The sequence below is a fragment of the Mycobacterium sp. genome, from assembly GCF_004298145.1.
Lineage (GTDB): Bacteria > Actinomycetota > Actinomycetes > Mycobacteriales > Mycobacteriaceae > Mycobacterium.
In genome coordinates, this window is the sequence record NZ_SCRH01000023.1 from 72,916 (window position 1) to 99,495 (window position 26,580).

Annotated in this window: 24 protein-coding genes; 9 read left to right on the forward strand and 15 right to left on the reverse strand. The window is 65.0% G+C overall.

The window, feature by feature from the left end:
• Window positions 1-26: 26 nt before the first annotated feature.
• From EPN51_RS08570 to EPN51_RS08580, 3 genes are read left to right on the forward strand one after another with little or no spacing between them, the layout of a single operon-like run.
• Complete coding sequence (locus tag EPN51_RS08570) at window positions 27-893, forward strand: hypothetical protein (protein ID WP_293040355.1); 867 nt, start codon at window positions 27-29, stop codon at window positions 891-893.
• 8 nt (window positions 894-901) lie between these two features.
• Window positions 902-1,948, forward strand: coding sequence for a tyrosine protein kinase (locus EPN51_RS08575; RefSeq protein ID WP_293040357.1), 1,047 nt, complete (start codon window positions 902-904; stop codon window positions 1,946-1,948).
• A gap of 52 nt (window positions 1,949-2,000) precedes the next feature.
• Entirely contained in the window at window positions 2,001-3,119 is a 1,119-nt protein-coding gene (locus EPN51_RS08580) for a phosphotransferase family protein (protein ID WP_293040359.1), read from the forward strand.
• Between the two features lie 567 nt (window positions 3,120-3,686).
• Here EPN51_RS08580 and EPN51_RS08585 read toward each other — a convergent pair.
• From EPN51_RS08585 to EPN51_RS08595, 3 genes are read right to left on the reverse strand one after another with little or no spacing between them, the layout of a single operon-like run.
• A complete protein-coding gene (locus EPN51_RS08585; protein ID WP_293040361.1) occupies window positions 3,687-4,451 on the reverse strand; it encodes a crotonase/enoyl-CoA hydratase family protein in 765 nt (254 codons plus the stop codon).
• A 37-nt stretch (window positions 4,452-4,488) separates the two neighbouring features.
• Window positions 4,489-5,481: an acyl-CoA dehydrogenase family protein gene (locus tag EPN51_RS08590; protein WP_293040363.1), complete on the reverse strand. Its 993-nt coding sequence runs from the start codon at window positions 5,479-5,481 to the stop codon at window positions 4,489-4,491.
• Window positions 5,478-6,608 carry an acyl-CoA dehydrogenase family protein gene (locus EPN51_RS08595; protein ID WP_293040365.1) on the reverse strand — a complete coding sequence of 377 codons (1,131 nt, stop codon included), beginning with the start codon at window positions 6,606-6,608 and terminating at the stop codon, window positions 5,478-5,480. The genes EPN51_RS08590 and EPN51_RS08595 overlap by 4 nt, the downstream gene beginning before the upstream one ends.
• 192 nt (window positions 6,609-6,800) lie before the next feature.
• Between EPN51_RS08595 and EPN51_RS08600 the strand changes: the two genes are divergently transcribed.
• Together EPN51_RS08600 and EPN51_RS08605 are read left to right on the forward strand one after the other, a co-directional pair.
• Window positions 6,801-7,721: a rhodanese-like domain-containing protein gene (locus EPN51_RS08600; RefSeq protein WP_293040368.1), complete on the forward strand. Its 921-nt coding sequence runs from the start codon at window positions 6,801-6,803 to the stop codon at window positions 7,719-7,721.
• Window positions 7,722-7,724: 3 nt separating this feature from the next.
• Window positions 7,725-8,510 carry an SDR family NAD(P)-dependent oxidoreductase gene (locus EPN51_RS08605; protein WP_293040371.1) on the forward strand — a complete coding sequence of 262 codons (786 nt, stop codon included), beginning with the start codon at window positions 7,725-7,727 and terminating at the stop codon, window positions 8,508-8,510.
• A 42-nt stretch (window positions 8,511-8,552) separates the two neighbouring features.
• On the opposite strand, the gene EPN51_RS08610 is transcribed toward EPN51_RS08605, so the two are convergent.
• Entirely contained in the window at window positions 8,553-10,211 is a 1,659-nt protein-coding gene (locus EPN51_RS08610; RefSeq protein WP_293040374.1) for a PEP-utilizing enzyme, read from the reverse strand.
• A gap of 132 nt (window positions 10,212-10,343) precedes the next feature.
• On the opposite strand from EPN51_RS08610, the gene EPN51_RS08615 reads away from it, so the two are divergent.
• Entirely contained in the window at window positions 10,344-11,129 is a 786-nt protein-coding gene (locus EPN51_RS08615) for an enoyl-CoA hydratase/isomerase family protein (protein ID WP_293040377.1), read from the forward strand.
• Here the strand turns inward: EPN51_RS08615 and EPN51_RS08620 are convergent.
• Both EPN51_RS08620 and EPN51_RS08625 read right to left on the reverse strand, forming a co-directional pair.
• Window positions 11,104-11,787 (reverse strand): TetR family transcriptional regulator, encoded by a 684-nt coding sequence (locus EPN51_RS08620; RefSeq protein ID WP_293040380.1) that lies wholly within the window; start codon window positions 11,785-11,787, stop codon window positions 11,104-11,106. The genes EPN51_RS08615 and EPN51_RS08620 overlap by 26 nt on opposite strands.
• Window positions 11,788-11,865: 78 nt before the next feature.
• Window positions 11,866-13,422, reverse strand: a complete 1,557-nt coding sequence (locus tag EPN51_RS08625) for an AMP-binding protein (protein WP_293040383.1) — start codon at window positions 13,420-13,422, stop codon at window positions 11,866-11,868.
• A 229-nt stretch (window positions 13,423-13,651) separates the two neighbouring features.
• Between EPN51_RS08625 and EPN51_RS08630 the strand changes: the two genes are divergently transcribed.
• The gene (locus EPN51_RS08630; protein WP_293040386.1) at window positions 13,652-14,905 is read left to right on the forward strand and encodes a cytochrome P450; all 1,254 of its coding nucleotides are present in this window, start codon (window positions 13,652-13,654) and stop codon (window positions 14,903-14,905) included.
• A 12-nt stretch (window positions 14,906-14,917) separates the two neighbouring features.
• Here EPN51_RS08630 and EPN51_RS08635 read toward each other — a convergent pair whose 3' ends face one another.
• The 7 genes from EPN51_RS08635 to EPN51_RS08665 all read right to left on the reverse strand — a co-directional run bounded on the left by EPN51_RS08635 (window position 14,918) and on the right by EPN51_RS08665 (window position 22,591).
• The gene (locus tag EPN51_RS08635) at window positions 14,918-15,688 is read right to left on the reverse strand and encodes an enoyl-CoA hydratase-related protein (protein ID WP_293040389.1); all 771 of its coding nucleotides are present in this window, start codon (window positions 15,686-15,688) and stop codon (window positions 14,918-14,920) included.
• Complete coding sequence (locus EPN51_RS08640) at window positions 15,679-16,704, reverse strand: nitronate monooxygenase family protein (protein WP_293040393.1); 1,026 nt, start codon at window positions 16,702-16,704, stop codon at window positions 15,679-15,681. The genes EPN51_RS08635 and EPN51_RS08640 overlap by 10 nt, the downstream gene beginning before the upstream one ends.
• 40 nt (window positions 16,705-16,744) lie before the next feature.
• Complete coding sequence (locus EPN51_RS08645) at window positions 16,745-17,857, reverse strand: epimerase (protein ID WP_293040396.1); 1,113 nt, start codon at window positions 17,855-17,857, stop codon at window positions 16,745-16,747.
• A 71-nt stretch (window positions 17,858-17,928) separates the two neighbouring features.
• Window positions 17,929-19,296, reverse strand: a complete 1,368-nt coding sequence (locus EPN51_RS08650) for an NAD(P)-binding protein (protein WP_293040399.1) — start codon at window positions 19,294-19,296, stop codon at window positions 17,929-17,931.
• Window positions 19,293-20,126, reverse strand: coding sequence for a mycofactocin-coupled SDR family oxidoreductase (locus EPN51_RS08655; RefSeq protein WP_293040402.1), 834 nt, complete (start codon window positions 20,124-20,126; stop codon window positions 19,293-19,295). Before EPN51_RS08655 ends, EPN51_RS08650 begins: the two co-directional genes overlap by 4 nt.
• A 37-nt stretch (window positions 20,127-20,163) precedes the next feature.
• Complete coding sequence (locus EPN51_RS08660) at window positions 20,164-21,357, reverse strand: cytochrome P450 (RefSeq protein WP_293040405.1); 1,194 nt, start codon at window positions 21,355-21,357, stop codon at window positions 20,164-20,166.
• Window positions 21,358-21,478: 121 nt separating this feature from the next.
• On the reverse strand, window positions 21,479-22,591 hold the full coding sequence (locus tag EPN51_RS08665) for a homogentisate 1,2-dioxygenase (RefSeq protein ID WP_293040407.1): 1,113 nt from the start codon (window positions 22,589-22,591) through the stop codon (window positions 21,479-21,481).
• Window positions 22,592-22,712: 121 nt separating this feature from the next.
• On the opposite strand from EPN51_RS08665, the gene EPN51_RS08670 reads away from it, so the two are divergent.
• Window positions 22,713-23,885: a CaiB/BaiF CoA-transferase family protein gene (locus tag EPN51_RS08670; RefSeq protein WP_293040409.1), complete on the forward strand. Its 1,173-nt coding sequence runs from the start codon at window positions 22,713-22,715 to the stop codon at window positions 23,883-23,885.
• 16 nt (window positions 23,886-23,901) lie between these two features.
• On the opposite strand, the gene EPN51_RS08675 is transcribed toward EPN51_RS08670, so the two are convergent.
• Window positions 23,902-24,093 carry a ferredoxin gene (locus EPN51_RS08675; protein ID WP_293040412.1) on the reverse strand — a complete coding sequence of 64 codons (192 nt, stop codon included), beginning with the start codon at window positions 24,091-24,093 and terminating at the stop codon, window positions 23,902-23,904.
• Window positions 24,094-24,099: 6 nt separating this feature from the next.
• Window positions 24,100-25,665, reverse strand: a complete 1,566-nt coding sequence (locus EPN51_RS08680) for an aldehyde dehydrogenase family protein (RefSeq protein WP_293040415.1) — start codon at window positions 25,663-25,665, stop codon at window positions 24,100-24,102.
• A gap of 110 nt (window positions 25,666-25,775) precedes the next feature.
• Here EPN51_RS08680 and EPN51_RS08685 point away from each other — a divergent pair, with 110 nt between their 5' ends.
• Complete coding sequence (locus tag EPN51_RS08685; RefSeq protein ID WP_293040418.1) at window positions 25,776-26,261, forward strand: MaoC/PaaZ C-terminal domain-containing protein; 486 nt, start codon at window positions 25,776-25,778, stop codon at window positions 26,259-26,261.
• The last annotated feature ends 319 nt before the right edge of the window (window positions 26,262-26,580 follow it).

Below are 26,580 nucleotides of genomic sequence, written 5' to 3' on the forward strand. Positions count from 1 at the left end.
GGCTCACGAGTTAGGGAGCGGCAATGGTGACGACGATCTTGGCAACAATTCCGCAGCCTCCGGTCGATGCGGTGATGCCCAAGACGGCGGAAACGATCTTCAACATCTTCATCTTCATCCCGCTGGGTATCGCGTTGGCTCTGGCGTTGCGCAAGCTCTTCAAAGGGCAGGGACCGCTGCTGTTGTACTGCATCCTCGGCGGGGCGCTGGCGGCCAGCTTCGAGCCGGTGGTCGACGTGCTCGGCTTGGTGTTCTTGAAGGAGCAGGGTGCGCTGGGCACGTTCACGATCCTCGATCGCACGATGCCGCTTTATATCTGCTTCGTCTACCCCTGGTACGTCGGGGGTCTGGGCTATCTGGCTTACAAGCTGTTCAAACGCGGTGTCACGATGCGTGACCTGTTTTTGCTGTGGGCATCCGACTTTCTCGTCGATATCTTCCTGGAAAGCCCCGGCATCCTCGCGGGAACCTACCTGTATTACGGCCATCAGCCGTTCAACCTCTGGGGATTTCCGCTGTGGTGGGGATTCGTCAATCCGGTGATGCCAATGGTGGCCGGCGCGTTGATCTTCCACATCCGGCCGCATCTGAACACGACGTGGAAGCTGCTCGCGGTCATACCCTGCGTCCCGATGGCCGACGGCATTGCCAACGGCGCCACAGCGTGGCCGATGTGGGCGGCGCTCAACCAGCCTGACGTGTCCTACGTATGGACTTACCTGGCGTCCTTCGTCACGCTCGGGCTGGCGCTGTTCTCGGTATGGATCATCGGCCTGTCCGTTGTCGGTCGCGGCGACCTGCCGCACCCGGAGTCGGAGACGTTGTGGCAGAAGCTCAAAGCGATCTCGGCGCCGTCATCGAGGACTTCCGTCCCAAGCCCCGTCAACGCCTAGGAGCGAGCATGGCATTTGCCACACATCCCGCCGAAACCGACCTGCTGCTGCCGCTGCCGGCGGATGGCGAGCAGTGGGATCCGCATCTGGTCCACACCCACTACTTCGGCTTCTGCATTCCCGAAGCGGCGATCGGCGCGTTCCTCTACGTGCGCTACCAGCCGGCGTTCCCTCTGTCGCAAGGCGGGGTCTGCATCTTCCAGGGCACCGACAACGTCGAGTACACCGACATGGCTTTCTTCGATTACGAGGTCACGATGCCGTGGCCGCGAGTCGAGGGCAACACGATCACGACCGACAACGGGCTGACCATCGACTTCCTGGAGCCGGGCCGTACCGCACGGATCACTTACCGCAGCAGTGACGGGGGCACCGCCATCGACGTCCTCGCCGAGGCGGTCACGCCACTGCTGGCCCGCGGACATGTCATGCCGGGCGAGGAGGACCACCTCGACGCGGCGCGCGAGCCGGGCGGCACCGAGCAGTTCATGCATATGACCGGCGAGTTGCGCCTCGACGGCACAGCCTATCCGGTCGACTGTTACGCCCCGCGCGACCGCTCCTGGCGCCAGATCCGGGTGGAACGTCGCGGCGCGGTCCCGTTCCCGCCCGTCGGCTGGTCACCGATGTACTTCGGCCCCGATCTCATCTTCAACCAGGTCAGCTTCGAGCCACTCGACACCGATCCCGCCTGGGCCGGGCTCTACGACGTCGGCGATCGCCCATCGCATCACTTCGCCTGGATTCAGCGTGGCGAAGAGACCCGGGCGATCAAGTGGGTGCGCCGCAACGTCTTGGAGTACCACCCCCGCATCCATCTGCCGACCCGCCAGGAGATCACCGCCGAGGACGAAAACGGGGAGGTGTACCGGTTCCAGGGTGAGGTGATCGCGTGCGCGCCGTTGCCGGCCTGGCCTAACGCCTCGTTTCACGACAGCGTGTACCGCTGGACCGACGAACAGGGCCGAACCACTCACGCGACGTACCAAGAAGTCTGGTTCGACAAATACCAGCAGATGATGAAGCGCCGGGCATTGGCAGTCTCGCAACCGTGAGACCAGCGGTGCAGATGTCTCTCATCGGCACATTGACGCAACGGAGCAAAAGATGGCCCTGAAGAACATCATCGACACGGAATTGGCCGCCAAGCGGATTGTCGATTGGCTCGCATCGAAATGGCCTGAAGCACAAGACATCACCGTGACCGATGTGAATGTCCCGGGCGCCGGCGGACTTTCCAATGAGACGGTTCTGTTCACCGCCAACTGGCGTGCTGCCGACGGTGAGCAGACCCGGGGCATGGTCGCCCGCGTGCAGCCCGACGGCCCCGGGGTGTTTCCCGACTACAACCTGGCCAAGGAAGCCGCTGTCATCAAGTCGCTCGCCGAGCAGTCGCCGGTCCCAGTGCCCGAGGTGTACTTCTTCGAAGAAGACCCGTCGGTCTTCGGCGCCCCGTTCCTGGTGATGCAGCGAATCGACGGGCGCATCCCGGCCGACGACCCGCCGTTCACCGCCGCGGGGTGGGTGCTGGACCTCACGCCGGGCCAGCGACGTCAGATGTGGCACAACAGCATTGATGTGCTGGCTCAGATCCACGGCGTCGACTGGCGTGCGCTGGGGCTGGAGTTTCTCGATTCACCCCAGAACCACAGCGGCCTCGACGCGGGCCTGGCCCACTGGAAACGCACCTTCGACTGGGCGGCCGAGGGTGAGCCCAATCCGACACTCGAAGCGGCCCTGCGCTGGTTGGACGAGCACCGTCCGCAGCACGATGAACCCAAGGTCCTCAATTGGGGCGATGCGCGAGTGGGCAACATGATCTTCCCCGACGACCTTGCCCCGGCGGGTGTGCTCGACTGGGAGATGGTGACGCTGGCCAGTCGCGAACAAGACCTCGGCTGGTGGCTGTTCCTGATGCGCCACCACACCGAGGGCGTCGGCCTCCCGCTGCCGGCTGGTATCCCGGACCACGCCGAAACCATCGACTATTACGAGCAGAAGACGGGACACAAACTGCGCGATCTCGAATACTACGAGATCCTCGGTGGCACCCGGCTTTCCATCCTGATGGTCCGCGCCGCGCATATGATGATCGGGGCAGGACTGCTGCCACCGGACTCGCCTATGGCACAAAGCAATCCGGCCAGCCAGCTGGTCGCGAAGCTGCTTGGCCTGCCGGCGCCCACCGGAGCCACCACCAGCTTTATCGGGAATAGAGGCCAGTAACATGGACGCTCAGGCAACATTTCAGTGATTCTGCGCGTTCAGCGGCACCGTCTGAGTGCTGCTGCTCGCGATCACTGCGAAACCAGCCGCACCTACGTTTCCGAGCCCAGTTCGGGGTTGTGTGAGACTCACCGTCTCAATAGACTGGCTGCTCATCAGAGAACCGGGCAGTACTCGACAGGCAGTGAACCCTTCACTCCCGCCGGGAAGCGCTCAGACGATGCTCACCGCTAGCGGAGGTGGATTGCGCAGCGTGGCCGCGGTTCTTCAGTGGGTGCTGCCGGAAGCGGGAGGGAAAGCTCGATGTCCATCGTGAAAAAGGCCGCGACCATCGTGTCGGCCGCTGTGGCGACCGCTCTCTGTGTTGCCGCACCTGCGAGTGCCGACCCGGGCTTCGATCCCTGCCGCGCCAGCGTTCCTCTCCTCTGCCGCATATTTCCGGTGATGCCTGACCTCGATCACGACATCGACCTCAGCCAAGATCCCGACGCTTGGACCAGCGGCCAAGGACCCACCAACCAGCCGGGCGGCACTCAGCCGGGTGCCGACCTCAACGGTTGAGCGGAGCTACCTGCCCTGCCACCGGGGTGGTCGCTTCTCGGCGAACGCCAGCGCGCCTTCCTTGGCGTCGGCCGATTCCCGTACCCGGCCGGTGATTTCGCGCTGCCATTCAAACGCGGGGAGATCGGTCCAATTGCTTTGGTGCGCCAGAATTTTCTTCGTCGCCTTGACAGCCAGCGGGCCGTTGGCGGCGATCTTCGCCGCGATGTCGCGGGCCGCCGCCAACGCCTGGCCCGGTTCGGCCAGCACGGCGACAAGTCCGTGACGCTCCGCGTCTTGAGCGCTGATCGGCTCGCCCGTCAACGCGGTCAGCATCGCCAGCGAGTACGGCAGCGCCTTCGGCAGCCTGAGCAGGCCGCCCGCGGCCGCCACCAGGCCTCGTTTGACCTCTGGCAAACCGAATTTGGCCGCCGTGCTCGCTACCACGATGTCGGCGCTCAAGGCCAGCTCGCAGCCGCCGGCCAGTGCCCAACCCTCCACTGCGGCGATCAGGGGTTTGGTCGGCGGGCTTTCGGTGAGCCCGGCAAAGCCGCGACCCGCGATGGATGGTGACTCGCCGCGCAGAAAGGCCTTGAGATCCATTCCCGCACAGAATGTTCCGTCAGCACCCGTCAGGATGGCCGCCGTGAGGTCGTCACGGGATTCCAAGTCGTCGATCGCCGCGGCGATACCGGTGGCGACCGAGCTGTCGATCGCGTTCTTGGCTTGCGGCCGGTTGATCGTGATGACCATGACCCGATCCGCCGTGTCGACCAGGACGGTGTCAGTCATTGTGTGCCTCCTGAAGTTTCGCTGGCATCACTGCCGGCTAAGCCGAAATACTCTCCCACAGCTCAATTTCGCCTTCTTGTCGCACCCGCGCCCCGAGCCGGCGGCAGTAGGCGAATTCCGACTGATCGGCGTCTCGCAGTGCCCACAACTTGCTGGTGTAGCGATGCAAGCCGTACTCCGCGGTGATGCCCACCGCCCCGTGCAGTTGGTGCGATGTCCGTGCCACCAGGGTCGCCGCGGTGGCCGCGCCGATGCGTGCCGCGGACACCGCGCCGGACCGTTGCAGCTCTGGTGTGCGGGCATCCGTGCACGCCGTCGTCGCCCGGTCCAGCGCCGACTGGGCGAACCTGGTACGCACCGCCATCTGCGCCAGCGTGCTCGATACCGCCGGAATCTTCACCAACGGCGCACCGAACTGCTCGCGTTCCATCACGTACTTACGGGTGAGCTCGTACGCCCCCCAGGCAGTGCCCAGCAGTGCGGCCGACCGGGCGAGCGCCAGTCGGTCGATGACTCGCGCAGCGCCAGGTCCGCCCGGTACGTGTGCGACGGGGGCGCCGTCAAGGCTCACCCGTGCGTCGGGTAGGTCGGCGATGTCGTGGCTGGGCTCGACGGTGACCGACTCCCCCGCCAGCGGGACGGTCATCACCGACGATCCGGTCACGATCACCAGCCCGCTAGCCTGGTCGGCGAAGGGCACTTGAATCAGGTTGGTGTTGAGCGTTTTTGACGGAACATCCAGGTCGGGAGCCACGACGATGGTGTCGAAACTTTCGCCGCCCGTTGCCGCGCCCACGGCGTACGCCGTCGTCGACGCCTCGACGATCGGGGTGCTCAGCCCGGCGCGTGCCAGCTCCCGAACGACGACCACCAGGTCGGCCAGGCTGCCGCCGGAGCCCCCTTTGTCCTCGGGCATGCCGATTCCGGCGAGGCCCAGTTCGCAGACCTGGCCCCACACCGAGTCCGTATCCCCGGCGTCGGCGGCGAGGTTCCTGATGAGGTCCGTCAATTCGCGGGCGAATTCACTCACGGCTTGGTCTCGCTCTTCGTGACGATCGAAAGCAGCACATCCGAGGCGCCTCCCCGGAGGGTGAACCCGGGCGAGGCCAAAAGCGCTTCCGCCAGCGGGTCGGTGCGCGAGGTCGGCAGGCCTACCCGCCGGGCGAATTCGATGACGTCGTTCTCGAACTCCGTGCCGAGATACTTCAAGCTCGCCGCCTCCACGACAGGTGCGCGACCGGCATCCAGGGCGTTGGCGATCTCCCAGCATTGTCGCCGCAGCGTGGCCAGGCGGGCCACCAGCGCGCCGAGTTCCACGTCGTGGCGGTCGTCGGAGGTACGGCGCAGGTGGTCGAGCGTTTCGACCAGGAGTGGATACGTGCTCAACACCCGCTCTGGACCGCCGCGTTCGAACGACAGTTGCTCGACCACCTGACGCCAACCGTTTCCCTCGGTCCCGAGCAGACGATTCTGTGGGATGAAGACGTCGGTGAAAGTGACCTCGTTGAAATGGTGCTCCCCCGACATGTCAACTATCGGTGACACCTCGATCCCCGGCGTGGACATGTCCACGATGAATTCCGACAGGCCCTCGTGCTTTTTGCCGGTTGAATCCGTGCGAGCCAGCAGATAGGCGTGCGTAGCGCGATGCGCAACGCTGGTCCATATCTTGTGGCCGCTGACCGACCAGCCCCCCTCGACCTTCTTCGCCGCCGTCCGCACGGCGGCGAGGTCCGATCCCGCTTCCGGCTCGCTCATACCCAGGCAGAAGAGGAACTCGGCGCTGATGATGCCCGGCAACAACTCCTTCTGCAGCTCATGGCTGCCGTGACGCAAAATCGCCGGGCCGATCTGCCGATCGGCGATCCAATGGGCGGCGACCGGCGCCCCGGCGCGCAGGAGCTCCTCGGTGACAACCAGCCGCGACCGGGCGTCCAGGCCGCCACCCCCGAATTCCACCGGCCACGTGATACCGATGAGTCCCCGCGCCCCAAGCTCGCGGGAGAATTCGAGATCAAAGGAGCGCAACCAGCAGTCGCTGCGCGGCGTGTAGCGGCCCGCGGACAGCCACGAACCGGTCAACTCACGCACCTGTTGGCGCAGCGCGCCGAGCCGATGTGCCGCATCGGCATCAGCAGGTAGGTCAGTGTCAGTCACAGAGGCAGTCGTCGTCATGCCCGCGGGCCCGTCTCCGAAAGGCGCACGGACGTCACACTATCATTTTGAGTCTTCACGTCTCAAATCAGTCGGCCAACGTTGACTACACCGCGCCACCAGCTACCCTAAACCTTAATTCGATAGGTAAACGTGACGCTCTAGGCGTCTTGGGCAAGACAGAACGGGACAAGGATGTCTGAAGATCGCCTCGAATACCTGGTGTCGACCGACTGGCTCGCCAAACGTCTGGACGATCCGGATATCCGAATTTTCGACTGCACCGGCAGTGTTGGAACGACCGACTTCCTGAACCATGGACGCGAAATGCACTACGCGCACCACCATATCCCGGGTGCCGCATACCTCGATATCGCAAACCCCCGTGGGGTGCTCGCCGATCCGGGCGCAACCCTGCCGTTCACCTGGCCGTCCTCTGAACGCCTCGCAGAGGCGATCGGCGGTCTGGGCATCTCCGTAACCAGCCGGGTTGTGGTCTACGCAGGCCCGAACGCGGGCACGCCGAATCCCGCTGCGGTAGGACAGACCTGGGCCACCCGGGCCTGGTGGCTGCTGCATCACGCCGGCGTTGACGTCGCACTACTCGATGGCGGTTGGCAGAAGTGGCTCGACGAGGGACGACCAGTGTCCACCCAACCCATCGACTACGAACCGACCACCTTTGTCGTCAGTCCAGACGCCAGGCGCGGGTTGGCTACCAAGGAGGACGTTCTTGACGCCGTTCACAATGGCTCCTGCGCCATCGTCGATGCATTGAGCCCGAAGTCTTATAACGGAGAAGAAGACAAGCAGTACGGCACCTTCGGCACGCGCCGAGGACATATCACGGACGCCGTCAACATTTATTTTGCGTCCCTGGTCGATGCCGACAGTGGATGCTTCATCGATAGCGACCGGCTGCGGGATCAATTGTGCGCCAGTGGTCTTCGCAATCAGGGCAAAGTCATCACCTATTGCGGAGCCGGAATTGGCGCCACCATGACCGGATTCGCCTTGAAGTTGTGCGGGCGCGACGACGTCGCGGTCTATGACGCGAGCATGATGGAATGGAACGGCGATCCGAACCTGCCGATGACCGACCCCTCAGCGGCATAAAGCGTGAACCCGCCCAACAGGTTTCCGCTACCGCACGCCTCGACCGACCTCAACGGCCAAGTGGCGTTGGTGACGGGCGCCACCGCTGGACTCGGTCGCCGCTTCGCCGCGGTACTCGCGGCCGCCGGTGCCGCTGTCGTGGTCGCCGGCCGCCGGCTCGAGCGCCTGCAGCAGGTCGCCGACGAGATCACCGAACGCGGTCACCGTTGCGCACCGGTGGCGATCGATGTGTCACACTCCACTGGGCTGAGCGACGCGGTGGACCGTGCCGAAAAAGCCTTCGGCCCCATCACGATTCTGGTCAACAATGCCGGTATCCCGGACGCGCAACGGGCGCACCGCATGTCGCTGGAACTGATCGACGCGGTCATCGACACGAACCTGCGCGGGCCGTTCGTGCTGACGTGCGAGGTGGCCCGGCGACTGATCGCCGCGGGGCTACCGGGACGAATCATCAATCTCTCGTCGATGGGCGCCTACCAGTACCAAGGCGATGGAGCCGCGCTGTACTCGATCACCAAAGCGGCCATCAACCGGATGACCGAAGCCCTCGCGGTCGAGTGGGTCCGCTACGGCATCAACGTCAACGCGATCGCACCCGGTGCGTTCATGACCGAGATGATGGAAGGCCGGATCGCGCGCGTCGGCGACTTCACAGACGACCTGCCCCGCAAGCGCATCGGGGATCCCGCCCAACTCGACAGCACACTGCTCTACCTCGCCGCACCGGCATCGGACTTCGTCACGGGCACCATCGTCAAAGTCGACGACGGGCAGTTCCCCCGCTGAGATTTCCCCTGGGACGCGGCGAATCCTCAGATCCGTTGTGCGTCAACCGCTATTCCGTTCCGACGCCGCGAGCGGCTGGTGGATAACGACGCGGCCCGAGGTGCCGTCGACGGTGATTTGTGCACCGTCCGGAATATCGCGCGTGCCGTGTTTGGAGTTGATCACGCAAGTGACACCGAGTTCACGAGCGACGATCGCACCGTGGCTCATCACCCCGCCGGTATCGATCACCAACGCCTCGGCCAGCATGAACAACGGTGTCCAGCTGGGGTCTGTGGTGGGACACACCAGAATGTCCCCTTCTTCGAGGTCGGCATCGTCGGGATCGAAGACCACCCGCGCGGTACCGGTAACCTCGCCACCGCAGACACCGATACCGGAGAGTTCACTGACCGCGAGCCGATCCCCATCGACGGTCGGCGACGCCTCCGTCGCCTCAGGATTGCCGATCCAGCGGTCCGGCACATCCAGGCGCTGGAAGCCGTCGTGGTCGGCCCTGCGCGCGAGAACCAGTCCGCGCAGCGCCTCCGCAGGACGGTTCGGCGCATCGCTCACCAGTTCGTCGTACGTCAGGAAGAAAACGTCTTCGAGATCTGCCAGCTGGCCGGTGGCGGACAACTGATTTCCGATAATGCGCGCGGCGCAACGGGCCGCGTCGACGCAATGTAGGAAGCCGGCTTTGCCGACTTCGCGGATCGGGATGTATTCAGCCGCCAGCCGCAGTACAAGTCGAGCACGAATCTTGTTGACGGCATTGAGGTTTGCCAAGATCTCTCGTTCCGCAGCGAGGCGTATCTGCTGCTGACGCCGCCATACCTGGTCAGGGTGCGGTGCTTCACGACAACGGTAACGATTGGCCAGCAACCACAGTGGTGTCTGATCTTCGCGCCAAACACGACTGGGCAGGTTGCCTTCGCTCGGGCCGTGATAACCATGCCGGGCAACGAATTCCGTCATGGGCAGCTCACCATTGGCCAAGCTCCACAGGTCGGCGATGACTTCGGTCTCGTCGACGCCCCCGTATCCCGTCATCAGTTCGGCCGCCCGGTCGCGATTACCGAACGCGGATAGCGCGAGCAGCTCGACCTGCTCACCGAGCGCCTGACCCACCAGCGACAGGGTAGTGTGCATGGTCCCGATGGTTACGAAGTTCTCGGCGGCCTCGCGCAGCAGTCGCTGGGCTCCCGCGATGGTCGTGGGCGGGGAGTCCACCGCACTACGCCGCCACCAGGCGCGAATGTCCTCGCGGTGCGGGCGGATGTGCTTGCGGTGCCGGTAGGCACTCGAGACGGTGCTCACCAGAATCACCGGGTAGCGCAGCTTCGCCCGCAGCCGAGACGTCGCGGATTGTCCAGCCCCGACGGTGCCTCGGGGTTCGCCGAACATCTGTTGTACGACCGTATCGCCGTCCGTCCCGGGCATTCGCTGGCCGAGGCGGTGAAACGTGTTGAGGTTCCCCGCCGGCAGTCCGTAAAACGCGGCGCTGATGCGCTGATCCGAGCTGGCCGGTGGCGGAACTTCGGCACGAGTGAGCACGCCGAGTTCGCCGAAGCCGCGGCGTACCGCCGTCTCCATCGCAAACTGCCAGAAGGTCCAGCTGAGCGGGGTCTGGACGCCCTGAATCGCCTCGGAGAAGTTGACCCTTGACCATGCGGTCTGCGCACCGGACCGGCTGTGTACCGGACTGTTGGTTACGGCCACCTGAAACCCGCTTCCCGTTCGCACCGATCGAACACAGTGTTCGCATGACTGTACATGGCGTCCGACCGGCAGCACCCCCGGTTATACAAACAGTGCTTGATTAACCGCACCGGACGTCAGTACGCTCCGCACATGACCATCCGGCACGGCGACCTTGCGCTGGAATTCGACGGTGACGTGGCCGAGATCGTGTGGGCGGCACCGGAGCTCAACCTGTTCACCCCTGAGGTGGCCGACGCATACGATGCCGTGTTGGACGACCTTCCCGACGGGGTGCGCGCACTGATCCTGCGGGCCGACGGCAAGGTTTTCTGCGCCGGAGTGCAGGCGCAGCAGTTCACCACGATGGACGCCGCGGCCGGCGCGGAGTTCAGCCGCCGCCTGCTGGGCCTCGTGCAACGGATCGAGCGGCTTCCGCTTCCCACAGTTGCCGTCGTCCACGGGCTGAACCTCACCATCGGCCTCGAACTGACGTTGGCATGCGATTTCATCTGGGCCGCCGAGGAAGCCAGCATGGGATTGGTCGAGGCCCGGGTGGGCATCACGCCCGCCGCCGGCGGCACTCAGCGTCTGGTGGCACGGGCGGGGCTTTCCCACGCCAGGGAAATGGTGATCACGGGGCGGACCTATGCGGCGTCAGTGCTGCATGACTGGGGGGTCGTCGACAACGTTCTGCCGAGGGCACAGCTGCTGGCGGGAGCCCGCGAATTCGCCGCCGAACTCGCGGCGGGCCCCACGGTCGCCACCGGAATCGCCAAGCAGATCATTGCGCTCGCCCGTGACCGCGGCGTCGGGGCCGCCGACGCCGCCACCCCCGAACTGGCCGGACCTGTGCTGAGCAGTGAAGACGCGGCGATCGGTGTCGAGACGCTGCTCGCGCATGGGCCGGGCGCTAAGCCCGCTTTTCGCGGCCGTTAGCGCCGGATCCATCCTCGGCCTGGGCGGCTGGCAACCACCTTGCCTGGCGCACCTTCACCGCCGCGTCGATCGCGTCCAGGATGCTGGTCGTGACGAGGTCGAAGATCTCGTCGGAGGACAAGCCGCTCTCCGACATCGCTTTGGCCAGCGCCGGGTATTTGTCGCCGTCGATATCGTGCTGATCCTCGGGCGAATAACCCTGTGTGTCATGCAAAGCGCTGCCGATGGCGAACAGCTCGAGCGCGTCCAGCAGGGGCATGACCGCCGCACTCGGCACCCCCTCTGCCATGAGCCGTTCCGCCGAGGTGTCCAACATGCGGGCACCCATCCCCAGGGATCGCTTGGACACGATCAGGGGGACCAGCCCCGGATGCTCGAGCAGTGCGTTGCGCAGGTTGCGGGCGTTCTGGGACATCCAATGCCGCCAGTTGTCGTCGGACGCTTCGGGCGTACGAACGTTGCTCAGCGCCAATTCCGCTGCCCCGACAAGGATTTCGTCTTTATTTTCGAAATGATGGTACAGCGATGCGCCGTTGACACCGAGCGCGTCGGCCAAGCGGCGAATGCTCAGACCCGCCAGCCCGTCCTGGTCGATGATGGTGAGCGCCGTCTCGAGAACCTTGCGCCGCGAGATCAGCGCAACTTTGGGCCTTACCATGCCGTTCGCCTCCCGAGAATGTGTGGTCCCAGGCTAACCAAACACCGCCGCCAGGGTGGGAAGACACTCACAAGACGCTCACTGGGCTGAGACGGTCGGGGTCGGCGAACCGTATCGCTTCTTCAAATCGGCCTTGGGGAGCTTGCCGGTCACATTGCGTTCGAACGGCTCCACCGCCAAGAACTCCGTGGGCACCTTATACCTGGCCAGGCGTCCGCTGCAGTGCTCGGCGAGCGCGCCGCGATCAAGATCGGCACCCGGATTCAGCACGATCAGCGCCCTTCCGACCTCGCCCCAGCGCTCGTCGACGATGGGGATGACGGCCGCGTCGGCGACATCGGGATGCTCATGCAACACCCGCTCGACCTCGGCGGGATAAACGTTTTCGCCGCCGGATTTGTACATGTCCTTGAAACGGTCGACCATCGTCAGGAAACCGTCTTCGTCGCGCTTGACGGCATCCCCGGTGCGGAACCAATCCCCCGCGAAAGCCGCGTCGGCGGCGCGCTCGCGACGCCAATAGCCGGCCGTCACTGCCGGTCCGTTGGCCCACAACTCCCCCGCCTCGCCATCCTCGACATCGTGACCGTCCGGCCCAACAATGCGAATGTTGGTGTACTGCACGGGATCGCCGCACGAGCCGAATTTCGTCAGGGAGTCCGATGGCCTCACCACACTGACGATGGGACCCATCTCGGTGGCGCCGTATCCGGGGCTCAGCGGCCAACCCCGGTCGTGAAAGGCCTTGGTCACCTCGTAGTTCAAGAACCCACCACCGACCTGACCGTGCCGCATGTGGCTGAAGTCGGCCTCGGCAAACGCCGGAACGCGGGCCATCACCTGATACATCACCGGCGCTCCGGAGAAGTGGGTGAACCCGTTTGCGGGGTCGGAGAGCAAGCGCACGGTCTCGGCCGGGTCGAACGACGGCAGCACGGCGACCGTGCCGCCCAGCGCGAGGATCGGGTTCGTCATGCTGTTGAGACCCGCGGCGTGAAAGAACGGCAGCACCGCCAGGTAGCGACTGCGCGAAGTCAGTTCGTAAGGGTCCAGTGAGTTCAGCATCTGGTAGTGCAACATCCGGTGCGTACAGATCGCCGCCTTGGGCCGTCCGGTGGTACCGGAGGTATAGATCAACTGGACCGGGTCGGTGACGTCGACGATCGGCGCCGCACTACGGGGCGCCCCGCAGTCGGCGGCGGCAACGATGTCATACGCGGCATTCTCAACCCCGAATGACGCCAATCGGGGCACCCGCGCCGCGGCACCGATTTTTGTCGCCATCTCGGCCCAGGCCGCGTCGTGGACGAGCGCAGCGGGTTCAGAGTCGACACAGCAGAACTCGAGTTCAGGCTGCGCGAGACGGAAGTTCAGCGGAACCAGCATCGCGCCGATTCGCATGCACGCGAACTGCAGAATCAATACCCACGGGTGGTTGGCCGCCAGCACCGCGACTCTGTCACCGCGACCGACGCCGAGGTCGTCAGCGAGTGCTCCGGCCAAGCCGGCGACGCGACGCTCGAGCTCACGCCACGTCTCCAGTTCGCCGGTGCGCACGTCCTCGATTGCCGGCTCATCGGGCCGACGACGCGAGTGATACTGCACGACGTCGGTTGCATAGTGCTCCACGCTCATCGCCGGCCCCTTTACGGTTTCACTAGTGGCGACGGTCATCACCCCGGTGGCCGATCGCGTCGGCGCTGCGGTGTGCCCATCATAACCATATGGTGTTTGGTAGAGCACTCGCTCGGCCGTTCGTCCAGTCAAAATCTCGGCACCCGCCGCGGGCACCCGGGCGACGTTGCTGTACCAAACGCTGTTTGGTATTGTGGCGATCGTCGCCGTCCGGATCGGGAGAGCCGCTGTGGATCAGTTCGACCATCACTCGCAAGACTTCGCCGAGCACTGGCGCGACATCTATGCCGGTATGCGCCAACACTGCCCCGTGGCACACAGTGATCGGCACGACGGCTTTTCGATCCTGACCCGTTACGACGACATCAAGAAGGTGCTGGCCGACCCCGACACCTTCGTCTGCGGCCGCGATTTGTCCTTCGGTGACGAGGTTGTCGGCGGGGGCGTGACGGTGCCCACCAACCCGGTCCGCATGGGCATGATGGAGATGGATCCGCCGGTATCCCAGGCCTACCGGAAACTGCTGGCACCACTGTTGTCGCGCAAGGCAATTGACACCTATCACCCACGGATGCAGGAGATCGTGTCCTGGACCATCGATCGTGTCATCGAATCCGGAAGCGTCGATTTCGTTGACGAGATCGCCAACCCGCTGCCCGCGCTGGTCTCCCTTGACTACTTCGGGCTGTCGCTGGACAAGTGGGAACAGTACGCGACGACGCTGCACAAGGCCGTGTATCGCGAGAAGGGTTCGGTGCGCGACCTGATGGCGCTCGTGGACGATGTGCGGTCCACCGTGGCCGAGCGCCGGGCGACGGCCGGCGAGCGTGGCGATCTGGTCGACGCGCTGCTCACCGGCAAGGTCGATGACCAGCCGCTCGACGACGAGATGGTCACTGAGCTGTTGTTCATGTTGCTCAACGGCGGCATCGACACCTCGACCGCGCTGATCGCGCACATGTTCGGCTACCTGGCCGCACATCCGAGTGAGCGCCAAGCGCTGATCGCCGACCCGGCCCGGATCCCCTCGGCCATCGACGAGATGTTGCGGTACTTTCCACCGGGCACCGGGGTGGCCCGCACGGTCATCAAAGACGTCGAGATCGAGGGCCACCGCTTCGCGCCGGGTGACCGGGTGTATTGCGCGATCGGCGCGGCCAACCTCGACCCCGCGGTCTTTCCGCACCCCGACGAGGTGCGCTTGGACCGCGAAAACAGCAGCAAGCACCTGTCTTTCGGCTTTGGTGTGCACCGCTGCCTGGGAGTGTTCTTGGCACCGATGGAGCTGACCGTGTTGCTCGGCGAGGTGCTTCGGCGGATACCCGACTACGTCATCGACCGCGAGGGCGTCCGCCAGTACCCGACGATCCCTCTGGTCAATGGTTATCTGGCGATGCCGGCCACGTTCACCCCGGGACCGCGGGTGCTGACCGGATTCGCCGACGCGCTACCGATCCGGCTGGAACCGGCGACCACGTCGTGAGCCGGGGCTCGGTCAATCACCGTCCAGATAGCCCGCACGGGTCCGATCGAGGAAGGTCTGCCGCGCGGCCGAGGCGTCCCCGAGCATGTTGAGCTCGAAGGTATAGCTGAGCTCTTGCCGATAGAGGGTGCGTAGGTCGCGGGCGGCGGTATTGTTCAGCGACTGTTTCATCGCGCGCACCACCCGCGGCGTCTTGGCCGCGATCGTCGCGGCGACCTCCCGGGCCCTGTCCACCGCGGCCGCCGCGGTGGGCTCCACGTGGTAGACGCTGCCATAGGCGTGCAGCTCGGCGATGTCGAAGGGTTCGCAGGTGAACATCGCGGTGCGCATCCGCTTCTCCGGGAGCAGGCCGAGCGCCTGTACCCCACCGGTGGTGGCTCCGTTGTCGACCTCGGCGAGAACGAATTTCGTTGCGGCACTGCCGATCAGCACGTCACAGGTGCCAGCCAGCAACACCCCCACCCCCACACAGTAGCCGTGCACGCAGCCGATCACCGGTACCGCGCACTCGGCGATCGCCAAGCTGGAGTCTTGGGAACCCCTGGCCTGTCCGAGGATTCCCCCAAACCCCGGCAGGGTCTGCACCTCCTTGAGATCACCGCCGGCGCAGAACCCGTTGCCATCGGCACGCAGCACCACGACGCGTACCTCCTCGCGGTGCTCATAGCTGCGCAGCAGTTCGGTGAGCCGCGCCAGGTCCGCGATGGTGTAGGCGTTGGCGGGCGGGTGGTGTACCACCAGCTCGGCGACGCCGCCAGAATTGATCGTCTCCGTTATGGACACGCCGGCTCTTTGAGCACCGTGGCCGAAGCGGACAGCAGCTCGCGTGCCTGGTTCACGATCCGGGTGACCAACTCCGCGACGGTGGGAATGTCGTGGATCGCGGCGGACACCTGCCCGGCGACGAGGAGGCCGCGCTCTACGTCGCCGTCACGCTGGGCGACCCGTATCTGTTCCTCTTCCCAGGCCTGGAATTCCTCGGGCGACAGGGTTTCCCGGGCCTTATCCAGCGCGGCGATCGCGTCGTTCCGCAGACCGCGGATCGGCGCGTAAATGCCGCCGTAAACGACGTCCTCCCACTCTTTGGCGTCGACGATCCGCTGCTTGTAGGCCTGGTGCCATTGATGCTCCCGGGTGGCGATGAACCGCGTGCCCATGGCCGCTGCGGCACCACCCATTGCCAGCACCGCGGCCAGCCCGCGCCCATCGCAGATGCCTCCGGAGACCACCACGGGGATATCGAGGGCGCCAATCACCTGCGGCGCCAACACCATTGTGTGCACACCCTTGGCGTGGGTATGCCCACCCATCTCGTAGCCGGAGGCGATAATGACGTTGGCGCCGTACTCGGCGGCCTTCATGGCATGGCGAAGTGAACCCACCTTGGCCATGTGTACCAGGCCGGATTCGCGGATGGCGGAACCGAACTCGCCGGCGAAGCCGGCAGACGTCACGATCGCGCGCAACTGCTCGCCCGCCTTGCCGCCGTCACGCTTGACCGATATCGCCTCGTCGATACAGGTCCGGCTCACCAGCAGCAGCTCTCCATCGGGGGTGCGACCGACCGGCACGTTGACAGCGAACGGCCGGTCGGTGCTCGACGCGACGTACTCGATCGCGCCGCGAAACCCCTTGCGCAGAAATTCCTCTGAGGTGTTGACGATGCTCGGGCAACTCACCGTGCCCAGCCCGCCGGCCGCCGATACGGCGGCGGCCAGGTGCGTCGTCGGCGAGGGACCCATGCCGTCCTGCATCACCGGGTGCTCGACACCGACGAGCTCGGAGAATCGACGCCACATCAGACTCACTGTTGCCTCCCGGGCCTTCTGGTCACGAAAATCACCGACCGCCCTCGTCGCGGCCTACGGACACGGTCTTGGGATGCGGCATCGGGTGGCGCACATCGGGGGCTTCGTCGGGTACCTGCTCGCGCACCCATGCCGCCGCGCGCAGGTAGGCATCGATCAGCCGATCCTCGGCGTCGTAGTCAAAGCGCGCAGGATACAACGGATAGTCCGCGGGCGTCACCGGGTTGGCGGTAAGCCACTCGACCGCTTCGACCATCGCCACCTGGGCGGGAACCACCTGCCGGTAGCCGAGTTCGCGCTTGGCCTTGTTGTTGTCAAGCAGAATGTGCGGATCACCGCCCGGCGGCAACAGCTCGATGAGCGCCGACGGCGCCATCTCCCGCGGTACGCCGACGAATTCCAGTTGGGCTCCCATGATGTCGATGACGGCCTCGGCCCACTGCCGAACGGTGAATTGGTCATCGTCGGCGGCGTTGTAGGCCTGGCCGTTGGCCATCTCGGGATGGTCGACCGCGGCGAGTACTACCTCGGCGGCGTTACGGCCCGCACACCGCGAGATAATCCATAGCCCGTTGTCCGGCAATACCATCCGACGTCTGCCGTCACGCACCCGGCGCATTACCGACCATTCCCAGGGCACCAGGTTGCGCGGTCCGTAGATCGCCGGGTAGCGAATCACCGTGCCTCGGTACGCGCCGGATTCGGCGCGGCCGAGCACGGCGCGTTCGGCGGCGCGAATCAGTTTGGCGAACTTAGGCACCGGCTCGGTGCCGTCGGACAGTGGCCCGTCTTCGCGGGCATTGACCGCCATGCCGTAGGGATGAACTTTCGCGGCCTGCAAACAGCCCCGGTAGGCGGGCACCCCGCCGATACTGATCAGTTGGCCGCACCGGCCGGCGAATACCTCGGCGATCGTGGCGACCCGACCGTACATGGCCAGGACGACGTCGTATTGGGCGTCACCAATGGCCTCGGTCAGCGTCTCCGGGAAATGCGGGTCCGCGTGGATGTGCGGGACATCCGGCAGGCCGTCGGGTTCGTGCACGCCGCGATGCAGCATCGTCACGTCGTGTCCGCGCCGCAGCAGGCCCTCCAGCACCGGGACACCCGTGGACCCACTGCCACCGATGACTAGCGTCTTCATCGTCTCACCATTTGCAGTCGATTAACCAAACAATAATTGGTTCTTGCCATCAAACCATATCGCGGACCCGGTCAGCCAGCAGATCGCTTTGCGCCCGCCAGTGCTGGGAGCGCGGCCGCAATGCGGTCGACTACCAACCGTGCCGAGTGCACGCACCCGCTCTGCCCCGCCGTTGCCCATTCCCGCACGCCGTCGCCGACGTTGAAGAGGTTGGGAATCGGTGTGGTTTGCGGAAGGTCGCGACCCGCGATCGCCCGCTGGGCGGGCCAATCCTCACCGGCACAGATTTGTATCGACAAGATCTTCGCGGTCTCGAAACCCGGAAAATGCTCGGCCAGATCGGCTTTCAACATCTCGATCTCGACGGCCTCATCGAATGGGCCAGTGGCCGGATGCGGCGTGCCGGCGCCGGCGTACAGATGCCATCCCCGTGGCGCCATCTCGGGGCATGTCTCGGTCAGATTGGCTGCGTAGGCCAGCCGGCGCGTCGGACCGAAGAACACCACTCCCGGCACCGTTGTCAGCGGCCGTCTGCTGGCGAAGTTCACCGTGATCAAGGTGCTCGGCGCCGATTGCGCCCTGATCCGTTCGGCGTAGCCGGCAGGCAGGTTCTCCTCACCGCACATCCGCACCGTCGCCACCGGGCCGGCATTGCTGACCACGACGCCGACGGACACCGACACGTCGCGGCCCTCGCGGCGCACGACCGCACCGGTGACCCGACCGGTGTCGTCAAATGTCAGCCGGGTGACCTCGCTGTTCAGCCACAGCTTGCCGCCGGTGCGCTGGAACTGGTCCGCCAGCGCACGCCACGGCCCGATGCTGCCCTCGGGGTGCATGGCGTAGGTGTCCAGAGCTTTGGGTTTGGTGAGGTAGTCGAACAGCAACGCGGCCTCGACGTCGGCGGGCTCGGCCGCGAACAGCGCGCTGGTCAAGTTGCGCAGCAAGCCACGCAGGAATGGACCCCTCCGCGCCGTCACGTCGGCGAGCGTGCGCCCAGGCGAAGGCCGCATCCGAGGGAACCGCCGCGCGGAACCACCCAGCAGTGCCACCGCGGTCTTCACTATGGCGCCGGCCGGCCCGTTCATCACCGGCACGTCGCGCTTACCCAAGCGCAGCACCAGCGGCTGCGCAGGCAAGCGCGTTCCCATCGATACACCCAGTTCGTCGAAGAGCCTGCCGTTCTCACCACCGGTCTCGATGATCAGCGCTCCGGTGTTGACCCGGAATCCCTCGATGTCAATCGTGGAGGCACGTCCCCCGACGCGATCGCGACCTTCCGCCAGTAGCGTCCGGTAGCCAAGACGGTTGAGGCGCGCCGCCGCTGCCATTCCCCCCGCGCCCGCACCGACTACCAATACGTCGAACACCTCGCCACCGCTTTGGGAGACGATGTCCTCCACGCCGTTTAAAGCCTGGCCGGCGCCGTTGCCCCTCACTTGATCACCGCACCCGCATCGATGGGCAGCGAAATCCCGGTGATGTAGCGGGCCTCGTCGCTGGCCAGAAATAGCACCGCATTGCTCACATCGCCTGGTTCGATCCACGGCACCGGCAGCGCGTTCATCTCACCGGCAGGCACCGCGAACTTCTCCCTGGTCGGATGCGGGTCATCCGGCAGGAACACGCGATAGGTCGCCTCGTTCATGATCATGCCGGTATCGACATTCGTCGGGTGGATACTGTTGACCCGAATGTTCAGCGGCGCCAGTTCGAGGGCCAGCGTTTTCATCAGCCCGACCACTCCGTGCTTGGCCGCGACATAATGCCCGATTCCGGGCTGACCGATGAGCCCGGCAATGCTGCTGGTCAGCACGATCGATCCGCCGTTACCGCCGGCGATCAGATGCGGTACCGCCGCTTTGGTGGTGCGCCACACCCCGGACAGATTGATGTCGATCACCTGCGACCAGGTCTCCTCGGACAGCTCGAAAGACGCACCGACCGAAAGGATCCCGGCGTTGGCTATCACAATATCGAGTCGCCCAAGCTGGGCCACTCCGTCGTTCACCGCGGAGATGAGCGCCTCCCCGTCGCGGACGTCGACCTCGCGGGTCACCACGCTCTGACCGAGTTCCTTGACCTGACGGGCGGTCTCCTCGAGATCCTCGGGAGTCGATAGCGGATAGGGCACAGACTCGATCTGACGGCAGATGTCGAGCGCGATAATGTCAGCGCCCTCCTTGGCAAGCCGCAACGCATGGCTGCGCCCCTGTCCGCGCGCCGCACCGGTGATCAACGCAACCTTGCCAGCTACCCGTCCGGTCATGTGTTTCTCCTATAGGCGGATCGGAATGTGTTGGCGCTTATACTTTTTCAAAAGTCAGAGGAACGCGGTCCGGGCAGTTTGCGATGCCGGGCGCCCACCTGAGATCGGCCGGATCTCCATCGAATCTCAGATTCGTGATGCGCGCCAGCAGCTCTTCGAACGCAATCGTGATCTCGAGTCGTGCCAAGTGCATGCCTACGCAGCGGTGGATGCCGAGGCCGAAGCCGGCGTTGCCGCCGCGCGGTGGGTCGAACTGCAGCTGGTCGGCGTTGGGAAACTTCTCTTCGTCGCGGTTGGCCGAATCGAAACGCACCAACACCCGATCCCCCTTGCTCATTGGGCAACCGCCAACCTCGGTGTCGCGGGTGACGGTCCGACCGAAGGTGGCCACCGGGGATGCGTGCCGGATGAACTCGTCCATGTCGTTGCGCACCCACCGCGGATCCCGCACCCGCGCTTCAAGTTCGGGCTGCAGCGCAACCTGCATGGCGATGGTGCCGATCGCCGAACGAGTGGTGTCCAGCCCGCCGAGGAACAGCACGCAGATGGCGCCGAGCGCTTGCTGGGGCTCCAGCGGCTTGCCGTCGACGATCCCGGTGACAAGGGACCGCAGGATGCCGTCTTCCTCCGGCGGATTCTCGGTGGCCGCGGCCAGGTATTCGGCGGCGAGCATCCCGAGGTTCATGAAGTCTTCTTCGGTGCCGTCTTCGGTGACCGCGAAGACCACTTTTTTTGCCCGTTCCATCTTCGCCATGTCGGTCTCGTTGAAGACCACCGACGCCAGCACCCGCGAGACGAAGGGGCCTGCGAAGTCACCGAGCAGTTCAACCTTCCCCTTGTCGATGAACGTGTCGATGAGCTCGCGGGCAATGCTGCGCATCTCGTGTTCGAACGTCAGGGCGTACTTCCGTGAGAGGTACGGGTTGAGCAACTTGCGAAAACCTGTGTGCAGCGGCGGATCCGCATCAAGCGGGCCCAGACCGATAGGGGTGGGCGCGGGTGAGCCTCCCTGCGACGAGAACGTCTCGGAATCCTCGAGAACGTGGCGGACGTCAGCGTATCGCGTGACCATCCACATCGGACCGGTGAGCTCGGTCTCGGTGCGTACGACCGGGCAGTGCTCACGAGCGTGGGCGAAAGCGTCGTACTTCCAGTTCTCGTGTTCGGCATCGAACAGGTCGAAAGTGGGGAGCAGCGCGGCGAGGTTGCGATCAACAGCGGACGAGGTCATCGAGACGGCTCCGAAAGTCAGGCGGACGGTACTCAAACAGTGTTAGGTATTTAATTGGCCAGCATGCCATATGAAGTGGATCACGTCCAACATGCGATGCGCCGTGGCTGGCGGCGTCGTGTCAGCCTTGAACGACGGGATCGAGCTTGAGCGGCAGCGCGGCCTCGACCATGATGATTTCCCATTCGATTCGCGCGTGTTCGTCCCATTCGCGGCGGGACTTGATGCGCGCACGATCGGGGAACCCGTGGTGAATTCCCTGCGGATCATGGCTGACCAGACCAGCTTTGAGCGAACGTCCCAACGATTTGCCACCGTGGATCAAGGCGATCTCGTCGTAGTCGGCGTTGCGGTGAAACCACGGAATGCGCTCGACGCCGTGGACCGACTCGAACGGGCGCGGGAGCAGGTTGATGATGTTGATGCCGTCCGCGACCAGAAAGCAATGCATCGACGGCGGCAGGTGCAGGCTGTCGGACATGATCACGTTCCAGTCGCCGATGTTGAACGCGAACGGAAAGTAATCGCCCTTCCAGCCCACAACGTCGCACGGGTGATGGTCGACGTAGATCGACGAGTATTCGTTGTCGTATTTGACCCTGATCTCGTATTCGTCACTGTCCGAGGGGGCGGCGGTGGGTTCGGGCACCCGGATCACGTCGGGATCGAAGGGGGCGTGACGGCCGAGTCCGACATAGGTGGGTGCGCGTAGCTCACCAACCGTCTCGATGCCGAACAACATGGTCTCGCCGCCATCGACGACGAAGCGGTGGGTGATCGCCTTGGGGATGACGACGTAATCGCCTTGCCCGTAACCGATTGGACCGAATTCCGTCTCGACGGTGCCCGATCCACGATGGACGAACCAGCACTCGTCGCCGTCGACGTTGCGCCGATAGAACGGCATCGGCTCAGCCCGCCGGGACAACCAGATGGTCGCATCGGCGTTGTAGTACAGGCGCTGTGGATTGCCGCGCGAATCGGTCAGGTCCTCCGGCTTGATGTCACCGAGCAGCACGCTGGTCGATCGGAACCGCCCCTCGGTGCGGAACACCGTCGGGTCATTGGTCCGGTACAAGACGGCCTCGCGACCGTCGAACCCCCGGCGCGTGAGCTCGTCGTCCTTCAGGAGTTCGCCGTTGCCGCCGGCGGTGGGCAGATCGCGGTGGGCCTGCCTACTCGTCTTACCCCTGCTGAGCTGGATCAAGGTGCGCATGGACATGCTGTCCAGCATAAGACATCGTCAAGCATTTGACGATCGTTATTTGGTTTATGGGGGCTTCCCGAGACACACCTCCGTTGAGCACCGCGCGGCGCCGCCACAACAAACAAACTTTGTTTGGTATCTTGGCCGGGTGGTCGACCTTCCGCCACCAGGGCCCGCGCCGGCCGGTGCGCCGCCGCTGACCGGCGTGCGTGTGCTGGACGTGAGCGCACTGGGCCCGGGCCCGTTCTGCTCGATGCTGCTTGCCGACTTCGGGGCCGACGTGGTCGCCGTCGAACGACCGGGCACCCCGCACCCTTTCGATCCGGCCCGATCCCTGTCGCGGGGCAAACGCTCCGCCGTGGTCGACATGCGCGCACCACGCGGCCCGGAGGTTATCGCCCGGCTCGCCGACGCCGCCGACGTCCTGTTGGAGAGCAATCGTCCCGGCACCCTGGAGCGACGTGGCCTGGGCCCGGATGTGTTGTGCGAGCGCAATCCGCGGCTCGTCTACACCCGGCTGACCGGGTGGGGTCAAGATGGGCCCTACCGGGACAGGGCCGGACACGACATCAACTACGCCGCGATCGCGGGCACCCTCGGCGTGATCGGCGACGAACACCCGGTGCCGCCGTTGGCCATGCTGGGCGATCTGGCGGGTGGTTCGCTCTTCGCCGCGCTGGGAATAGTGATGGCGCTCTACGAGCGCACCATCACCGGACGGGGCCAAGTCATCGACGCGGCGATCACCGACGGCTCGGCGCTGCTCAACCTGACCAACATCGCCGAGTTCAACGCCGGGATCTGGGCCGGCCGTGGCCGGCACATCTTGTCCGGCACCGCCCCGTTCTACGGTCCCTACGCCTGCGCCGACGGTCGGTTCTTCGCCGTGGGCGCCATCGAACCGAAGTTCTATGCCAACTTCCTGAGCGCTCTCGGCGTCGATGACATTGAGCTGTCCGAACAGCTCAACACGGCGCAGTGGACCGAACTGCGCGCCAGGATCGCAGCCGCTTTCGCGACCAAACCGCGCGTTCACTGGACGTCGGTGTTTGCCGACGTCGACGGTTGCGGGGCGCCGGTTCTCGAACTCGATGAGCTCGCGCAGGACCCGCACCTGCGGACCCGCTCCACGATCGTCACCGAGCCGGACGGCTCTGTGACCGCCAACCCCGCACCGCGGCTCTCACGCACCCCGGGCCGAAGGGGGCCGGCACCGAAATCGAGGGGTGCGGACACCCGGGATGTACTGCGTGAGGCCGGTTTTGATGACGACGAAGTCAATTCCCTGATCGCCGACGAGACTATCGCCGGTTCCGGCTGAGGGGCGCGCCCCCCATTCACTCCAGTGTGATGGCGTGTTCCGGGCAGCTCAGTATCGCCTCGTCGATATCCGCCTTGTCCGCGTCATCGACATGGTCGCGCAGCACCACTCCGAAACCGCTGTCGTCCATCTCGAAATAATCCGGCGCGATGAGCACGCAACGGCCATGCCCCTGGCACTTGTCCGGGTCAATGCTCAGCCGAGACAATATCCTTCACCCCTTTCGATTCTTGCCCCGACGGCCGAGTCGACGCCGCCAGTCGTGCGCGCCGGTGAGTCGCACCAGCAGAGCCTGCAGTCGACTCATCCGCGGTAGATACGGATACCAGTGCGGTTCGGATTTCAGCGTGAACCGCTCGGTCACGATGGCCTGCTGCCGGCAGAATTTGAGAAGCCCAGCGGCCCCGCCGTTTCGACCACCGACGCCCGAGGATTTCCAGCCCCCCATCGGCAGGGTGATCAACATGGTCGCGGTCAGCACGCTGTTGATGTTGACGGCGCCGGTTTCCAGCCGACGGGCGACCCGGTCGGCTCGCTCCTTGTTTGCGCTGAAGACGCTGGCGGCCAACCCGTAAGGCGAATCGTTGGCCAGCCGGATGGCCTCGTCTTCGTCGCGGACTCGCATCACCGGCAACGTCGGACCGAACGTCTCCTCCCGCATGCACGCCATCGAATGGTCCACACCGGTCAGCACCGTCGGCTCGAAGAACATCCCGGTATCGGCGCGCCTACCGCCGGTGAGGGCGCGGGCACCGGCCTGCAGTGCGCCGGTGACGTGCCGCTCGACGACGTCCAACTGGTTCGCGGTGGCCATCGCCCCGATCTCGGTTTCGAAGCTGCCATCGCGGTCCATGCCCTGACGCAGGGCCACGACTTTGGCGGTCAGCTTGTCCACGAATTCGTCGTAGACCTTGTCCTGCACGTAGATTCGCTCCACCGAGACACAGATCTGCCCGGAGTTCCACAGGCCGCCCCATACCGCGCCGCTGGTTGCGCGGTCGATGTCGGCATCGTCGAGCACGATCATGGCGTCCTTGCCGCCGAGCTCCAGGCTGCATGGGATGAGCCGCTCCCCCGCCCGAGCCGCGATCTTGCGTCCGGTGGCCGTCGACCCGGTGAACTGGATCATGTCCACCTCGTCGACCACCGCGGCCCCGACCCCACCACCGCCGGTCACGCAGGCGATCACCGGCGGTCCATTGACCTCCTCCAACCAGCCGCGGGTCACCTCGGCCCAGGTCAACGGGGTGACCTCGGATGGCTTGAACATGACCGCGGCGCCGGCCATCAGAGCCGGGATGCCATCAATGGTGGAGGTGGCCAGCGGCCCATTCCACGGGGTGATGATGCCGACGAGTTGGTGCGGCCGATGGAAGACGCGCAGGTTCTTGGTCAGCGCCATCGCTCCCGACCGCTCGACCGTGCGGTCGGCGAGGAACCCCGCGGCGTGCTTGGTGAAGTAATTCACCGTGTCGACGAAAACGGCGGTCTCGACCTGGGCATCACCCCAGGACTTGCCGGTTTCCTCCTGCATGATGCCGATCAGCCGCTTCTCGTTGTCGAGCACCCAGTCCAGCAGGCGCAAGAGGTGTTTGGCTCTGCCGTCGGGCCCCAGGTCTTCCCACGCCGGCTGGGCGGCACGCAGCCGCGCAGCGATGTCGTGCACCTGCCCCGGCGTCATATCGGGCACCGTGCCGACCACTCGTCCGTCCGCGGGGCACCGAACGGTGCGGAACCCCTGATGCGTGTCGCTAACGGCCACATCGGTCTGCGTCGTCATTGACGGTCCTTTCGCTGGACTGCGGCGGGATCAGCCTAACAGTGTTTGGTACATATTGGTGGGGCGTATCCGGCCGAACCGCCCATCGAGCGACCCTCTAGCCTGACTGGATGAGCCTGCCGCGACACGAGGGCCGCGATCTTGCGCCGATGACGGCCGACCGGATTCTGTATGCGGAGGATCTGGCCGTCGGGGACTGGATGGAGTTGGGCCCCGTCGAAGTCACCCGTGACGAAATCATCGATTTCGCACGGCGTTTCGATCCGCTACCCATCCACGTCGACGGGACGGACTCCCCGTTCGGCGACGTGATCGCCAGCGGCATGCACACCCTGTCGCTGTTCGCCAGCATCTCGTCACCGAGGTTCATGGCCCGGACAGCCTTGGTGGCCGGCAAGGGATTCGATCGAATGCGACTGCCGAATCCCGTGCGTCCCGGTTCGGTACTCACCGGGTCGTTGCAGGTCGTCGAGGTCAGGATGGGCCCGCGGAAGGCCGACGTGCACTGCCTCTACGAGATGGTGGATCAGAACGGCGACCTGGTGATGACGATGGTGGGAATCCAGGTCGTCCGCCGCCGCCACCCCCTCGACTGACTTAGCAGCGAAGTCGGGTCGTGTCGGATTGGTCGCCATCAACTGGATCGCCACGTCAGAGATGGGCATCAACTGCTTAATCAGTTCCTCGACCCTGCTCGCATCACGAGGAGAGAAGCGACTGATCTCATCGGAGGTGCGACGGATGTCCCGCCAGAAGGCGATCGACCCTCTGGGCCGAGCGCGATGTAGGGCGGGTCGATATCAATCTCGTGATAGCCGTGTCGCGCCAGTTCGAGATCGCGCGGAACTGTCGAGGCGCGAAGGGAGATCACATCGTCGGCGCATGGGCTGAACGAAAACTCCGGCTGTTCCGGTA